This is a genomic window from Bradyrhizobium sp. Pha-3 (assembly GCF_042258325.1).
Taxonomy (GTDB): domain Bacteria; phylum Pseudomonadota; class Alphaproteobacteria; order Rhizobiales; family Xanthobacteraceae; genus Bradyrhizobium; species Bradyrhizobium elkanii.
Genome location: NZ_CP170151.1, coordinates 5,649,824 through 5,666,178, shown reverse-complemented (window position 1 = coordinate 5,666,178; position 16,355 = coordinate 5,649,824). Strand labels below are relative to the sequence as shown.

At 64.1% G+C, this 16,355-nt stretch carries 9 protein-coding genes; 7 read left to right on the top strand and 2 right to left on the bottom strand.

Annotated features, from left to right (window positions below):
* Positions 1-272: 272 nt before the first annotated feature.
* Both ACE10X_RS26835 and ACE10X_RS26830 read left to right on the top strand, forming a co-directional pair.
* A complete protein-coding gene (locus ACE10X_RS26835; RefSeq protein ID WP_038383280.1) occupies positions 273-1,349 on the top strand; it encodes a hypothetical protein in 1,077 nt (358 codons plus the stop codon).
* Between the two features lie 178 nt (positions 1,350-1,527).
* Complete coding sequence (locus ACE10X_RS26830) at positions 1,528-4,011, top strand: putative bifunctional diguanylate cyclase/phosphodiesterase (protein WP_375764609.1); 2,484 nt, start codon at positions 1,528-1,530, stop codon at positions 4,009-4,011.
* A 110-nt stretch (positions 4,012-4,121) separates the two neighbouring features.
* On the opposite strand, the gene ACE10X_RS26825 is transcribed toward ACE10X_RS26830, so the two are convergent.
* Entirely contained in the window at positions 4,122-4,685 is a 564-nt protein-coding gene (locus ACE10X_RS26825) for a nitroreductase (protein WP_375763063.1), read from the bottom strand.
* An 84-nt stretch (positions 4,686-4,769) separates the two neighbouring features.
* Positions 4,770-6,818 (bottom strand): threonine--tRNA ligase, encoded by a 2,049-nt coding sequence (gene thrS / locus ACE10X_RS26820; RefSeq protein ID WP_375763062.1) that lies wholly within the window; start codon positions 6,816-6,818, stop codon positions 4,770-4,772.
* Positions 6,819-7,038: 220 nt separating this feature from the next.
* Here thrS and ACE10X_RS26815 point away from each other — a divergent pair, with 220 nt between their 5' ends.
* The 5 genes from ACE10X_RS26815 to ACE10X_RS26795 all read left to right on the top strand — a co-directional run bounded on the left by ACE10X_RS26815 (position 7,039) and on the right by ACE10X_RS26795 (position 16,332).
* Positions 7,039-8,325, top strand: a complete 1,287-nt coding sequence (locus ACE10X_RS26815; RefSeq protein WP_038383252.1) for a hypothetical protein — start codon at positions 7,039-7,041, stop codon at positions 8,323-8,325.
* Between the two features lie 105 nt (positions 8,326-8,430).
* Positions 8,431-9,567 (top strand): MFS transporter, encoded by a 1,137-nt coding sequence (locus ACE10X_RS26810; RefSeq protein WP_051002846.1) that lies wholly within the window; start codon positions 8,431-8,433, stop codon positions 9,565-9,567.
* Between the two features lie 213 nt (positions 9,568-9,780).
* Positions 9,781-10,767, top strand: coding sequence for a formylglycine-generating enzyme family protein (locus ACE10X_RS26805; protein ID WP_157787886.1), 987 nt, complete (start codon positions 9,781-9,783; stop codon positions 10,765-10,767).
* A 149-nt stretch (positions 10,768-10,916) separates the two neighbouring features.
* Entirely contained in the window at positions 10,917-12,398 is a 1,482-nt protein-coding gene (locus ACE10X_RS26800; protein WP_375763061.1) for a toll/interleukin-1 receptor domain-containing protein, read from the top strand.
* A gap of 1 nt (position 12,399) precedes the next feature.
* Positions 12,400-16,332 carry an AAA family ATPase gene (locus ACE10X_RS26795; protein ID WP_038383249.1) on the top strand — a complete coding sequence of 1,311 codons (3,933 nt, stop codon included), beginning with the start codon at positions 12,400-12,402 and terminating at the stop codon, positions 16,330-16,332.
* The last annotated feature ends 23 nt before the right edge of the window (positions 16,333-16,355 follow it).

Genomic DNA, 16,355 nt, shown 5'->3' with positions numbered 1-16,355 from the left:
ATCTCCTGCCAGTGCGAGACTAGGCCGCGCAGCATGGCTGCGCCAGCGTCGTCCGCCTTCATGGTTATTCTCACAGGCATGATTCATGCCCGGCTGGTCCGCGGTAGGCAGGGAATGTGACTGGACCGCGACGATGGGGCTAACATCGGCTTGATCGCGCGGTTCCAAATGGCGGACGCCGCCCGCCCGGACTGTGACAAAGCCTTGGACGCCGCCTTGATCCCCTTGGACGAAGGCTTGAATTTGCCGCGTTTTCGTTGAAAAGCATGGTGATGACTTCGAGGGGCAACGGCATCGGCGGATGCGGGCGGGGCATGCGGCTCCTACCGCTGTTGACGCTTGCGGCATTTTTGCTGGCCCTCATCCCCGGTTCCGTATCTGCGCAGTTCTTCAGCGACCGGCCGCCGCCGATTCCGCCCGCCTCGGTCCCGGAGGTGCCGTCCGGTCCGGCGCTCAACCTGGCGCCGCCATCGGGCGGCGGTTCAGGGCCCGTTCTGCCCGGCCCGCTGAACCAGCCGACCATCGTCCAGCCCTCGATTGCGACCGTGCCGCCGGTCGTAGCGGCGCCGCCGGCCGGGTCGCCGGCCGCGGGGCAGGCGGTGCTGTCGCTGACGGCGCGGTACGGCAAAGACCTGCCGGTCATCAATGCCGGGCTGGTGTGGCGGGTGTTCGCCGACAAGCCTGACGACAACGGCACCTACAAGCTGGTCCGCGAAGAGCGCGGCGCGACGCCCAACGTGGTGCTGCCGCCCGGCAACTATGTCGTCCATGTCGCGCTCGGCCTCGTCAGCGCGGTGCGCGCCGTCAGCCTGAAGTCGGAAACCGACCGCGAGTCCTTCGTGCTGCCGGCCGGGGGCCTGCGGATCGAGGGCCGGGTCGGCAGCAGCAAGATCCCCGCCAACCAGATCTCGTTTGCGATCTACAAGGGCAGCCAGTTCGACGGTTCGGACCGTGGACCAATGGTGCCGAACGTAGCCGCCGGCGACGTCGCGCTGCTGCCCGAGGGCACCTACTATATCGTCTCCAACTATGGCGACGCCAACTCGGTGGTGCGCTCCGACATTCGCGTCGCGGCGGGCAAGCTGACCGACGTCACTGTCACCCATCGCGCCGCCGTCATCACGCTCAAGCTGGTCAGCGAGCGGGGCGGCGAGGCGCTTGCCAACACCGCCTGGTCGGTGATCACGCCGGGCGGCGACGTGATCAAGGAATCGATCGGCGCGTTCCCGCGCGTCGTGCTCTCCGAAGGCGAGTATCGCGCGATCGCCAAGAACGAGGGCAAGGTGTTCGAGCGTCCCTTCAACGTCGTCAACGGCGTCGATGGCGAAGTCGAGGTCGTGGCGCGGTGACGTCCGACCGGCCCTGCATTTCATGCAGCTGTCATAGTCCCTAAGGTGAACTAACCATCGCGCGAATTTGAGCTGTCATAATCGCTCGCGGCGATGCCGGGCCTGCCTATTTTTACATGGCGTTAAGTCGCGGCATGACTTGGATGCCGTGGGGACTAGTGTTTGCGTGGGGCGTGCCATGGTCATGGCCAACAAGAAATCAGCAAAGACATCGGCCAAGTTCAATTCCGAGATGTTCGCCGACGTACCGGTTCTGCAACGCAAGTGGCAGGCCGCGGTCCGTCCCGGCGAAAAACTGCCGCACTATGAAGACGTGATGCTCGGCAGTCTCGGCCGGCTCGCAGATCATATCGTGCTGCTGCGGAGCGTCGATGGCATGCTCAGCGTCTCGCACGCCGGCCGCTATGTCCAGACATGGCTGAACGACGAGCGCTGGGGCGTTCCGCTGAGCGCGCTGCCGCCGGACTGCGCCACCGCGTTGACCGAAGCTGCCGCAAACGCGCGCGAGAACTGCCGGCCCTATCTGGCGTCAGCGCATTGCGTCCGCGACGGGTTGGTGCGGACCTTCGACGTGCTGGCGCTGCCGACGCGGTCGCGCTGGGGCGGTATCCTGGTCGGCGTCTACGTTAACGAGCGCAATGCGCAGTACAATCTGCTCGATACGATTTTCTCGGCCGCCGACGAGGGCGTGCTGTCGCTCGCAGCGATCCGCGATGCGCGCGGCCAGCCGGCCGACTTCCAGATCGTGCATCTCAACCAGGGCGCCGCAAGGCTGCTGATGCAACCTGCGACCGAATTGCTATGGCGCCGGCTCAGTGCCGGCGGCAATCCGCTTGCGGCGCCAGCGGTGATGAACCGTCTGCGTGGATTTGTCGGCGGCGGCCCGGGCGGGCAGTTCGAGATCGACAGCGGCGATCGCTGCCTGCGGCTCGGCGTCACGGCGTTCGGCGACATGCTGTCGCTGACCGTCTCCGACGTCACCGCGCTGAAGCAGCGCGAGCTGTCGTTCCGCCTGCTGTTCGAGAACAACCCGATGCCGATGTGGGTGTTCGACGCCGGCACGATGGAATTCCTCAGCGTCAACGACGCCGCTGTTCAGCACTATGGATACAGCCGGGAAAAGTTTCTCGGCATGACGCTGCGCCAGATCTGGCCGGTGGACGAGTGGAGCGTGCACAGCGCCGCCTTGCGCGAGATCGGCGACGTCTATCAATCGAGCCGCGACTGGCGGCACATCAGGGCCGACGGCAGCGAGATCCATGTGCTGACCTTCGGGCGCAAGGTGGCGTTCGAGGGCCGCGACGGCTATCTGGTCGCGGTGGTCGATATCACCGAGCGCCGCGCCGCCGAAGCGCGGATCGCGCATATGGCGCACCATGACGGGCTCACCAATTTGCCGAACCGCGATTTCTACCAGGAGCGCCTGCGCGAGGCGCTGGAGCGCGGCCGGAGCGGCAACAAGCGCGTCGCGGTGATGTGCATCGACCTCGACCTGTTCAAGAACGTCAACGACTCCTTCGGGCATCCGATGGGCGACCGGCTGCTGAAGCTGGTGGCGGAGCGGCTGCGCGAGGTGGTCCGCGACGACAACGTGGCGGCTCGCCTCGGCGGCGACGAGTTCGCGATCGTGCTTGCGGCCGACGTTTCGCCGAACGAGGCGAGCGCTTTCGCCGAACGGCTGATCGATGCGCTGAGCGCGCCCTACAACATCGACGGGCTCGAGGTCGTGGTCGGCGCCAGCGTCGGCATCGCGCTGTCACCGGGCGACGGCACGACGTCGGAAGAGCTGATGCGCAATGCCGACATGGCGCTGTACCGCGCCAAGTCGGACGGCGGCGGCGTGCATCACTTCTTCGAACCGGAGATGGATCAGCAGGCGCAGAAGCGCCGCGACATGGAGCGCGATCTGCGCGCGGCGTTCAGCAACGGCGAGTTCGAGCTGTACTACCAGCCGCTGGTCGACATCGCGGCCGACCGCATCTCTGGTTTCGAGTCGCTGCTGCGCTGGCGGCACCCGCAAAAAGGCATGGTCTCGCCCGCGGAGTTCATCCCGGTTGCCGAAGACATCGGCCTGATCGTCGCGCTCGGCGAATGGGTGCTGCGCGAAGCCTGCTCCGAGGCGATCAAGTGGCCCGCCGACGTCAAGGTGGCCGTCAATCTGTCGCCGGTGCAATTCCGCAGCCGCAATCTGGTCCAGGCCGTGATCTCGGCGCTGGCGCATTCCGGCCTGCCGGCGCGGCGGCTCGAGCTCGAGATCACCGAATCGGTGTTTCTGGCGGAGACCGAGGCCAACCTCGCGATCCTGCATCAGCTGCGCGAACTGGGCGTCAGCATCTCGATGGACGATTTCGGCACCGGCTATTCCTCGCTGAGCTATCTGCGCAGCTTCCCGTTCGACAAGATCAAGATCGACCGCTCCTTCGTGAAGGATCTGGCGCGGCGCTCCGATTGCCTCGCGATCGTGCGCGCGATCTCGGGGCTCGGCCGCAGCCTCAGGATCACCACGACGGCGGAAGGGGTCGAGACGACAGACCAGCTCGACTGGCTGCGCGCCGAAGGCTGCAACGAGGTGCAGGGATTTCTGTTCAGCGCGGCGCGGCCGGCCGGCGAGATCGCGGCGCTGCTGAGCGGTTTTGCGGAGCGTGCGTCGAAGGCGGCGTAGTCGTCATGCCCGACAATGGCGAGGGCTTTTGTAGCCCGGGTGAGCGAAGCGACACCCGGGACGAGTGTCCCGCATATCGCTCCGCTCATGCGGGCTACAAGGCTATAACCCTAGAACCGCGTCACGATATCCGACAGCGCCGGGCGCGGGCGGTCCTCGCTCGGCTTGGTCGGGGTGCCGATGTGAATGAACCCGGCGAGCTTCTCGTCCGGCTTGAGGCCGAGGCCGTCGAGCACGTCGCGGTCGAAGGCGAACCAGCCGGTCAGCCAGCAGGCGCCGTAGCCGAGCGCGGTCGCCGCGGTGACGATGTTCATCGCGCTGGCGCCCGCCGACAATTCCTGCTCCCACGGCGGCACCTTCGGGTGCGGCTTGGTGAAGGAGACCACGCCGATCACCAGCGGCGCGTCGGTCAGGCGCTTCTTCTCGACCTCGATGTCGGCGGCCGGCGCCCCGGGATTCTTGCGGGCGAAGACCTTTGCGATCACGTCGCCGGCCCGCGCGCGGGCATCGCCCTCGAACACGATGAAGCGCCAGGGCGCGAGCTTGCCGTGGTCGGGCACGCGCGCGCCGATTGTCAAAATGGTCTCGAGCTCGGCCGCGGACGGGCCCGGGCCGGTCATCTCGCGCGGTTTCATCGAGCGGCGCGTCTTCAGGAGTTCAATGGCATCGGGCACGGAAATGTCCTTCAAGGAGAGTCGTGCCCCCAAGATGGGGGCACGACCAGGCCAATGAAAGCCAGTTTAGACCGATTGTGAAGATCAGGCGACGGATCGCGCCCGCTTCACGTCGGGCGGCGTCGCCTCATCCACCAGCGCGGCGATCGCCTCATCGGTCGACATCACGGTCTGGCGCTCGCTGCCGAGGCGGCGGACCGAGACCGAGTGGGTCTCGGCTTCCTTCTTGCCGACGACGAGCAGGGCCGGGATCTTGGCCAGCGAGTGCTCGCGGACCTTGTAGTTGATCTTCTCGTTGCGCAGGTCGATCTCGACCCGGAGCCCGGCGCGGCGCGCCGCGGCCGCCACCACCTTGGCGTACTCGTCGCCTTCGGAGGTGATGGTCGTGACCACGAGCTGGGTCGGCGCCAGCCACAGCGGGAAATTGCCGGCATAGTGCTCGATCAGGATGCCGATGAAGCGCTCCATCGAACCGCAGATCGCGCGGTGCACCATGACGGGTGCCTTCTTCGAGCCGTCGTGATCGATATAAAACGCGCCGAACCGCTCCGGCAGGTTGAAGTCGACCTGGGTCGTGCCGCACTGCCAGTCGCGGCCGATGGCGTCGCGCAGCACATACTCGAACTTCGGTCCGTAGAACGCGCCTTCGCCCGGATTGATCTCGGTCCGGATGCGGTTGCTGCCCTTGGCCTTGATCTCCGACAGCACCGTCGCCATCACGCGCTCGGCGTGATCCCACATCTCGTCGGTGCCGACCCGCTTCTCCGGCCGTGTCGAGAGCTTGACGGTGAGCTCGCCGTCGAAACCGAAATCGGCATAGGTCGACAGGATCAGGTCGTTGATCTTGAGGCATTCATCGGCGAGCTGCTGCTCGGTACAGAACACATGGGCGTCGTCCTGGGTGAAGCCGCGCACCCGCATCAGGCCGTGCATCGCGCCCGACGGCTCGTAGCGATGCACGACGCCGAACTCGGCGAGCCGCAGCGGCAGGTCGCGGTAGCTCTTCAGCCCGTGCTTGAAGATCTGCACATGGCCCGGGCAGTTCATCGGCTTCAGCGCGAACCAGCGCTTGTCCTCGGCCTCGTCGCCGGCGGACTGCGCCGCGAACATGTTCTCGCGGTACCAGTCCCAATGGCCCGAGGTCTCCCACAGCGCCTTGTCGAGGATCTGCGGGGCGTTGACCTCGTTGTAGTCGCCGAGCAGCCGGCGCCGCATATAGGCGATCAGCTGCTGGAAGATGGTCCAGCCCTTGGGGTGCCAGAACACCACGCCCGGGCCTTCCTCCTGGAAGTGGAACAGGTCGAGCTCGCGGCCGAGCTTGCGGTGGTCGCGCTTCTCGGCTTCCTCGATCTGCTTGAGATAGGCGTCGAGGTCTTCCTGCCTGGCGAATGCCGTGCCGTAGATGCGGGTCAGCATCGGATTGTTGGAATCGCCGCGCCAATACGCGCCCGCCACCTTCATCAGCTTGAAGGCGTTGCCGATCTTGCCGGTCGAGGTCATGTGCGGGCCGCGGCAGAGATCGAACCAGTTGCCCTGGAAGTAGATCTTGATCGGCTCGTTGCCGGGAATGGCGTCGACCAGCTCGACCTTGAAGGCCTCGCCCTTGTCGCGGAACACCTGCTTGGTCTTCTCGCGATCCCAGACTTCCTTGGTGAACGGCTTGTCGCGCGCGACGATCTCGCGCATCCGCTTCTCGATCGCGGCAAAATCTTCCGGGGTGAACGGCTCGTTGCGGAAGAAGTCGTAGTAGAAGCCGTTCTCGATCACCGGGCCGATCGTGACCTGGGTGCCCGGCCACAGCGACTGCACGGCCTCCGCCAGCACATGCGCGGCATCGTGCCGGATCAGTTCCAGCGCGCGCGGGTCTTCGCGGCCGATCAGCTCAATTTTGGCGTCGGCCTCGATCGGATCATTGAGGTCGGCAAGCGTGCCGTCGAGCGCCATCGCGACGGTGCGCTTGGCGAGCGAGGGCGAAATGCCTTTGGCGATGTCGAGACCGGTGGTCCCTTTCGGGAAATCGCGCCTCGCTCCGTCAGGGAAGGTGAGGACGATCTTGTTCACGGGTTCTGCGGGTTTGAGGTTAGAGAGGCTGTACTGGAATCCGGATTCGGATTTGGGCGGCGTATCGGCCATGGTGTCTCCTGTAGCTCACTCCTGCGAACGAGCGCAGGTAAGCGGAAAGCAGCGGTATAGCAGGGGATTTGACGCCTGCAATCCGGCAATATCAAGAAAATGGGCCTCCGGCCGCACCGAATCGAGGGAGGCTTGCCTGCACCTGACGCGTTGCGACGCCGCCGATCATCGTCTAACGTCCGACGTCCATTTTTCCGCCATCGCGCGATCCGCAAGGTTCATGTTTTCCCGTCTCCTGTTTTTCGTGGCGTTGCTTCTGATCCCGGGCGTGTTGCGGGCGGAAGAAACACCGGTCCAGAAGGCCGGATTTGCGAAAAAGCTGACCATCTATCTCGCCCATGGGCCAGCGAACGCCTGCGGCGCCGGCTGCGATCGCTGGATTGCGATCGAGGGCGAGATCGATCGGGAAGCCGCGCAGCGGATTCGCACATTCCTCTTTCCGATCAAGGACCGGCAGCTTCCGATCTACCTCTATTCGCCGGGCGGCAACGTCGAGCAGTCCTATGGGATCGCGCGGTTCCTGCGCGCGCACAAGGCAATCGCCCGGGTCGGCCGTACCATCGTGCCGGCCTGTTCCTCAGGCACGCAGGTCGACGCCGCCTGCCTGAAGATCAAGGCTGCGAAGGGGGAGGTCGAGGCCGAGCTCACCACGCGCAACGCGATGTGCGTGTCGGCCTGCGCCTATCTGTTCCTCGGCGCGGCCAGCCGCGAAGTGGCGCCCGATTCGGTGCTCGCGGTGCATAATTCCAAGCTGATGTTCGTCGTCCACGGGCATCCGCCGGCGCAGGTCGTCGCCGACTTCAGGCGGCGCGAGATGGTGAACGCCGACCGCGACCGCAATGTATTCCTCGCCGCGATGGGCATCAGCCACGAGCTCAGCGACCTCATCAAGTCGGTGAAGTTCGAGGACCTGCACGTGCTGACGCGGCCGGAGCTCTATCGATTTGGGATCGATACGCGGCCGCTGCCGGAAACCCTGTGGGCGGTCGAGAAGGAGACACGGCCCTATGTTCGCAAGATCGTGCAGCAGAAAAGAGCCGACGGCAGCGCATTCCGCATGATGGAGTGGCGGCTGTTCTGCGAGAGCAAGGATCGCGGGCGGCTGATGTTCGTGCGCGAGTTCGAGGAGGGGGCAGCCGGCAAGAGCACGGTGGCGATGATGGCCGGCGCGTCCAGAACCGTCGCATTCGGCCGGTCGGCGCGGTTCGGCAAATACGAGGTTTGGAGCGAGGCGGTGACCTCGGACACCGTCAAGGCGATGCTCGCGGCCTCGCATCTGCAGGTCGGCGAAAGCGCGCCGGCAACCGACGGCAAGTCTGATACCAAGCCCGACGGCAAGTCCGGCTTGGCGACATTCGATATCGACACCACCGGGCTGGAGCAGGGGTGGACGCAGCTTCTGGCATCATGCCCGGCGGCGGCCGCCGGCCCGAAGCCTGCGAGCTCGTTGCCGGCCGCCGTGTCGCCGAGTGTCAGCGCCGTGCCGGCGGCATCGCCGTCGCCATGAGCGCAAGAGGCGCGTTCGATCAGGTGTCATGCATTTAGATGCAGTTGCATTGATTTTGGAGTCTGCTAACAACGCGGCGTGAAACGCTTCGCTCCCACCGCATTGATGCTCGGCAATATCGTCACCGGCTGCTCGGTGCTGGCGCCGGCCGGCATGCTGGCGGAACTGTCCGACGGACTCGGCGTCACGATCCACACCGCGGGTCTCCTGATCACCTTCGGCGCGATCGTGCTGTGCGTGGGCTCGCCGGTGACGGCGTGGCTGACCAGCCGGATCGAGCGGCGGGCGCTGCTGACGGCGACGCTGCTGGTGCTGACGCTGACCAATGCGGCCTCCGCCTTCGCGCCGAACTACGACAGCCTCCTGATCATTCGGCTGGTGATGCTCGCGGTCGGCGTGCTCTACACGCCGCAGGCGGCGGGCACCGCGGCACTGATCGTGCCGGTGGAGAAGCGCGGCAGCACGATTGCCTACATCTTCCTCGGCTGGTCGCTTGCCGCCGCGATCGGGCTGCCGCTGATTACCTTCATCGCAAGCCGCTACGGCTTTCGCGTGACCTATGGCGCGATCGCGCTGACAGGGCTTGTGAGCTCCTTGCTGCTGTGGTGGCGGTTACCAGGCGGATTGCACGGCGCGCCAGTTGACCTCAGAACCTGGGTCGATCTCGGCCGCAATCCGATGGTCATTCTGCTGTTGTCGATCACGACGCTGCAGATGTCCGGCCAGTTCGTGGTGTTCACCTTCATGGGGCCGTTGCTCGCCAAACTCACCGGCGCCAATGCGGACGCCGTCGGGATCGTGTTCGCGCTCTACGGCATCTCCGGGTTCGTCGGCATCGTGATCGCAACACGCGTGGTGGACTCATGGGGCGCCTGGAAAACCTCGGTCCTGTTCACCGTGCTGCTGCTCGCAGGCATAGCCGGCTGGGCGCTGAGCGCCGGCGCCTACGCCTTGATGGCCGCCTCGGTCGCGGTGTGGGGCCTCGGCTTTGCATCGACCAATTCGATGCAGCAAGTACGCCTGGTCGGTGCGGCGCCGGCGCTCGCTTCGGCGTCGGTCTCGCTCAATACCTCGGTGCTGTATATCGGCCAGGCCATCGGCTCCGCGATCGGTGGCTTGCTGTTCGCCCGCGAATGGCTGCACAGCGCGGGCTACGTGGCCACGGCCTTCGTCGCGGCGGCGCTCGCGGTCGTGGTCATCACGCGGCCGCGACGGACGGCCGCCACCGCCGCGGCCGAGTGAGACTCCCGTTTCGACCCGTTCGATCCTCGACGCCACACATGCTTGCGAAGCCACGCGGGGAGGTCGCCGCGCATCGGCCGCTCGCGGCGGTTGGGGCGACGGCCGCGACGTTTCGATCATCATGACGGCGCTTTGCTACCTTTGATTGACGGGCGCCGGGCGGCTATGCAAAACTGCCGTCGATAGATTTCTGCTCGGTCTGAGGGTGCGATCGTGCATGTTGTTTTTAGTGTCATATTGATTGTCTTTTTCATCGCTTTGGACGGTTTGGCGGAAATCGCAAAGGCCGCTCAAACTCTGAAGGAGTGTTGGGTCTGTCCCACCATGGTCGTTCTGCCCCGTGGCAGTTTCCTGATGGGCACCAAGGAGTCGGACAGCAAGGCGCCACCGAGCGCCGATGCCGCCAATCGCAAGAGCCGGGACAACGAGTGGCTTGACGACGGCGGCGACGACGAGGCGCCGCAGCACAAGGTGGATTTCAAGAGACAATTTGCGATTGGACAATACGCGGTCACGCGCGAAGAGTTCGCAGCCTTTGTCAATGAGACCGGTTACCGTCCGTCGGAATGTACCAGTTTCAGCAGCGAAGACGTCGGCAACATCGAGGTCCCTGGCATCAACTGGCGTACCCCCGGATTTACCCAAACCGATCGCGATCCGGTCGTGTGCGTGTCTTATGGCGACGCCAAAAAATATGCCGCATGGCTGAGCACGAAGACGGGCAAGTCGTACCGCCTGCCTACCGAGGCCGAGTGGGAATATGCCGCCCGGGCCGGTACGAAAGCCCCGCGCTATTGGGCCGGCAAACCGGCCGACATGTGTCGCTACGCCAACGTACTCGACCGAACCGCGGCGGCAAAATTCAAGAAGGAAATTTATCGCGCGGACACGGCCATTCCATGCTCGGATGGCTACGTTTTTACGGCGCCGTCCGGTTCGTATCTGCCGAACGCATTTGGTCTCTATGACATGCTGGGGAATGTTTGGCAGTGGGTCGAAGATTGCTACACCGACAGTTATAAGGGCGCGCCCGCTGACGGTGCGGCCGTGAAGACCGATGGCCTCGAGCGACGCTGCCAACAGCACGTTTTGCGTGGCGGTTCGTGGGCATCCTCTGCAGACAAGGCCAGGTCCGCGTACCGTCATGGCGACGACAGGCAGAATATTTTCTACGGGTTCAGAGTGGCCCGCCCGCTTTGAAGATTTTCGGAGCGGGCCGAGGGTCCTTACGTCACGTCGAATAAACCAGTGCGGCTGATGCACGAGAGCAGTGAACACAATACGATGAAGCGGGCGGTCATTTCCAGGAACGGGGAATTGCTGCATTGTACCGGCCAGGGGAGGCTGGGATGCGCAAGCTGAAGATCTTCGTGAGCTACTCTCACGCCGATGCCAGGGCGCGCCCCGGCTTCAATGTCAGCCGCCTCGGCCGGATCATGGAGGAGCTGAAATACGACCTCGGTTGCCACTCCGACCGCTCGCGGTTCGAGGTCTTGCGCGATGTCGAGATGACCCATGTGTCGGACAATTTCCGGGTGGAAATCGACAGGGCCATCACCGCCTGTGACGTCGCGATCCTGTTCATCTCGGAGGAATTCAGCCGCTCCGAGGAGTGCGAGGCCGAATTCGCTCGACTGATCGATCTGGGCAAGCCGCTGTTTCTGGTGGAAATCGAGCCGATCCTGCTCAGCGACGAGGAGGATCGCATCAGGAACCATCGAAAGGCGGTCAAGGACACCATCTTCGTCAGGTTCTGGGGCCCCGACAACAATCAGAAATCGGTCAAATACGGCTATCCGTTCCCGGACAATATCGCCACCAGGGACAAGTACGACGAAGCGCTCGGGCAAGTCGTGGCAGGGCTCAAGGCGCGCGTCCTGACTCTGCCGCAGGCTGGCAATGGCCAGGAAGTTCGGCCCAACGACCAGCCGGATCAGAACCGCGTGGCAATCTTCGTCGCGTGTCCGGCAGCCGACGTCAAACCGGAGGCACAGCGGCTCGCGACCACGATGGAAGCGAAGAAATTCGTCGTCCGTGCATTTGATCCGGAGTTGGACGTTCGCAAAGACGATACGTTCTCCGGCGCGTTCTCGCGCGCGCTTGCCCAATGTGACGCTTACGTGCAGCTGCTCGGGGCCAGTCCGGGAAAACCCGTAGCCGGATGCGAGCTGCGGCTGGTCCGCGCCCAATACGACTTGGCGAGGCAGGCCGGCAAGCCCGCGTTCATCTGGCGGGCGGCCGGCTTCGATGTGGACGATCTGGAGGCCTCCTACGGCGCCTTTCTCAAGGGCATCACGGATTGCCAGATCGGCAACTTCGTCGAGTTCGAGGACTACCTGATGAAGAAGCTCGACGACCTTGCCGCGCTGCGGCGCTCCGACGAGCGACGGGCGGCAAAATCGCAGGGAAGGAACGCAGCACTGCCGTTTGTCGTCATCGACGCGGCGCGCCCCGACAGCGAGCTCGCGCAGAAGATCGCGAACGCCCTCGCAGACCACGTCAATGTCGATCATCTCGACTACGATCTGACCGGACAGATGCTGGCGGACGCGGTCGTCGACAACAATGCCCTGATCTTCGCTTACGGCAAGAGCGTCGAGGGACAGAAGCGGACGCAGGCGCATTTCAGACTCATCCGGCGCCCGACCGGAGAACTCAACGTCAGCCAGCTCGAACTTGCGGTAGGAAACGGAGCGCCCCCCACGGCGCTGCCGTTCCCGCGCGGTCCGAACGTCCATGTGATCACCGTCACCGACGAAGTCGACACGGTCGAGATTTCGAACTTCCTGGCGAAGCTCGGCGTCGTCGTTGAAAAGCGCGAGGCGCAATAACGTGGAGCCGGGCGACATCAGCAGTCTCGAGCCCTATCCGGGATTGCGGCCGTTCCGGAAGGACGAGAGCGACATCTTCTTCGGTCGCGACGATCACATCAGCGAGATGATCGTCAAGCTTTCGAAAAGCCATTTCCTTTGCGTCACCGGGTCGTCCGGTTGCGGCAAATCGTCGTTGGCGCGGACCGGGCTGATGAACCATCTGGAGGCCGGCTTCCTGCCCGGCGAGGGCTCCGACTGGATCTTCTGCGATCTGCATCCAGGTGACCATCCGCTGGACAATCTGTTTGGCGGCATCGCCGATGCGATCGTCAGCGAAGTGCAGAAGGATGCGGAGGGCAGGGCCGACGAACGGTCGGCGCAGATACGGGAGTTCCTCAAGGACCACGTCATCACCCAGCGTCGCACCAGCGATCTGAACACGGTGCTCGATCTGGTTGCCGGGATCGGCACGCGGCCGATCATGATCCTGGTCGATCAATTCGAGGAGCTGTTCCGCTATGCGCAGTCGGACTCCGAAGCGGCGGTCAACCTCGTCGAGATCCTGCTGAAGACCGCCGCGGCCAAGGGCAAGATCTACATCGTCATCACCATCCGCACGGACGAGCTGGAGAAGTGTTCGCGCTATCCCGGACTGGCGCACCTGATCAACGACAGCCAGTTTCTCACCCCCGTGCTCGACCGCTACCAGATCCAGCAGGCGATCGAAGGCCCCATCACGCTGTGGGGCGGTCAGATTCTGCCGGACCTTTCGACGTGGCTGCTGAATTGCCTGGAGGACGAGCTCGACAGGCTTCCGCTGATGCAGCACGCCCTGCGCAGGCTGTATGCCGCGAAGACGCTCGCGGAGAACCGCAAGGACGTCAGCATAGGGCTCGACGACTTTGTCCGCGTCTTCGAGCTTCCCGAGAAGCTCGATCTGATGTCGGCCGAGGGCCGGCTCGCGCTGCGTCACACGCTGTCGGACCGGCTGACGCAGCGCTACGATACCTTGCCGGAGCACCTGAAGCCGGCGGCGCGGCTGGCGTTTTGCGCCCTCACCACCGTCGACAGCCGGAATCGCGATATCCGGCAGCCGCAGAAGCTCGGAACGCTGGCGAAGATCATCGGCGCGTCAGACGACGACACCCGCTCCATCGTCCGCGCATTCGTCACCCGCGACGAGGCCTACCTCCGGTATGATCCTCTTCTTGCCAAGGAGGACACCGTCGACGTCACGCATGAGTGCATCCTGCGCCTCTGGCAGCCGTTGCAGGCGGAATGGATGGCCGACGAGAAGAGATCGGGCGAAAACATCGCCTCGCTTGCACGTCTGGCGCGGGACTGGAGCAGCACCCCGGACAGCCGATCGGCCTTCGAGAGGCTGTTCGCAGGGATCGGCTTGAAGTGGGTCGCGCGCGGCCAGTACCAGTCATGGTTCGACAAGACCCGCCCCAGTTCTGAATGGGCGGCCCGCTATCTCGGCAACGTCGATTGGTCGGGCTCGCCCGAGAGCGGCACACGGAGGGCGACGCCGGAGGCGATTTTCAAGGCGATCGTGGCGCTGCTGGACGCCTCGAAGCGACAACAATGGCTGTTCGTGGTGACCTCGATCGTCGTCGCGCTTGGGCTCCTTGCTGGCGTGTCGTTGGTGTCGTTCCAGATGGTGAGTGCGAATGCCCGCGAGAAGGAAAGGGTGGCGCAGGAGAAACAAAGGGTCGAAGACGAACAGGAGATCTGGAGTCTTCCGCTCGAGCACACGCGAATTTACCAGGTCAAATCGGCGCTGAAGGCGTTCAACCTTGGACTGGCGAATTTCGGTGCCGTATGGAGCAAGTTGCCGCAGGTCTACGAACTCTATCGCTTCGGTGCCGGGGATGAGGTTCATGCGGCCGACTTTGCTGCCGATGGAAATTCGGTGCTTGCGATCGACAAGTCGGGAATACTCCATCAATGGGCGGTTACTCCCGGGCGCGACGTCTTGCGCGAGGTCGATTTCGGCTTGCCCGACACCGAAGGAAACCGCGCGCAGGGCCGATCGCTCATCGTGTCGCCTCGGGGCGACGTCGCGGCGATCGGATTCAATCAGGGATCAGTGGTGCTGCTTGACCTGACCGGCACGGAGAACAGGTTCAAGGCCCTGCAAATCGATGGTCATAACCCGCACGGCATCGATAGTGTGTTCAAGGTGGTGTTTTCCTTCGACGGCACACTGCTCGTGACGTCCTCGCGCGCGGGAAACATCGCGATTTGGGAGCGATCTTCATCCTCGGCTGCGCAACCCGGCGCTTCGCAGGCGCAGGATCCGTTGTCATGGACCTTGAAGCAAGACGTTGATCTGAAGAAGCAGCTGTCGGCCGCGGATATCTGGGCGGTCGATATCGACCGCGCCAAACAGACGATCGCAGTCGGCCTTGGAGACGGACGCATCTGCTTCCTGCCGGTCGATGACCCGAGCCGGTCCATTTGCCCGGAGGAGTCCACCAAGCGCCGGGTCAAATCGGTCAAGTTTCTCCCGAACGGTTCGACGCTGGTCTCCGCCGGCAACGATGCCAAGGTCACGATCTGGGAGTTCGACGCATCGACGCGAACCGCAAGGCCTTTGCCTTTCGCGCTTGAGCACAACAACGCCATCTGGGACGTTGATGTCAGCCGCGACGGCAGCCTGCTCGCGACGGGAGATTTCTATGGCTCCGTTCGGGTCTATCAAACCGGAACCTGGCGTCTGCTCAACGTGATTGCGGCCGACGCGTTGGCATCGCGGCAAAGTCCGCGGCCGGTCGGCGCGGAGGATACCGCCGTCGATTTTTACCCGCTACGAACCGTCCGCTTCAATCCCGCATCGACGATGCTGGTCACGTCGTCGCTCGATCGCACCGCGCGGGTCTGGACGCCGCTCATCGACAGGGCGAGTATCCGCGAACTGAGCTATCGCTTGCCTCCAGCCGAAGACAAGCGGCCGCGGCGGGTCTTCTCGGTGGCGCTCAATCCCTCCGGCGAGGAGGTCGTCTTTACCGACAAGGCCGACGTCTACGTGAAAGCTGCCGGGAAAATGCCGCAGCCGCTTCCGACCGAGGGGAAGCCAAAATACGATCAGGTGCTGGTCCGGACCGCCAACGAGATCGTCGTAAGCGCCGTGGAGCCGCTACTCACCGTGTGGAGCAGGCAAGGCGATGGTGGATGGGTGGTGCGGACCGTCGCATTGCCCGGCGACCCGATCCTGGTCGGACGCGCTTTGGCGATCGGCGCGTCCGGCACGCTGCTGGCCGTCGAGGTGCGAAACGCGAAGACGGCGAGCGTCCTGCTGTGCCCGTTGCGAGGCGCGCGATGGAGCTGTTCGGCGTCGGAAAATCCTGATGTCGTGACGCTGCCGCTGAATGGAAAGATACCCTCCGAAGCGCCCGACGACGATTGCACGTCGAACGAATCGGAGGTGCACATTGCACTCTCGGGAAGCGGGCGACTGGTCGCTGCCGGTGCAGGAAAGTGCCCGATTCAACTATTCGATCTTCGCAATCGCAATCAGTTCCGCTCCTATGGCGGTCACAAGGGGGAAGTGAACTCGCTTGATTTCGCGCCGGATGAGACGGCCCTGGTTGCCTCGTCCCAAGCCGGAGAGGTGAAGATTTGGGACCTTGCGAGCAAAGATTCGAAAAACGTCAGCCATCATGCTTCGCCCTACGTCACGGCTGCGAAGTTCTCCCCGTCGGGCAAGTCGATCGTCAGCACGTCGGACGACAATTCGGTGATCGTGAGCGATGCGCGTTCGGGAGCCCAGATCGCCAAATTGACGTATCGCAACAGCTTGTTCGGCCTTGCCGTCGCCAAGACTATGCGCGGCACTCTGATGGCAACCGGTTCGGAAGCCGGCGACGTCAATGTCGGGACATTCTTCGAGGACGGCAACGCCGTCACCTCATATGCGAGGTCGGTCCTGCACGACGTTTCGCCGTAGCGGCGCGCCGGCGCCGCGCGCGG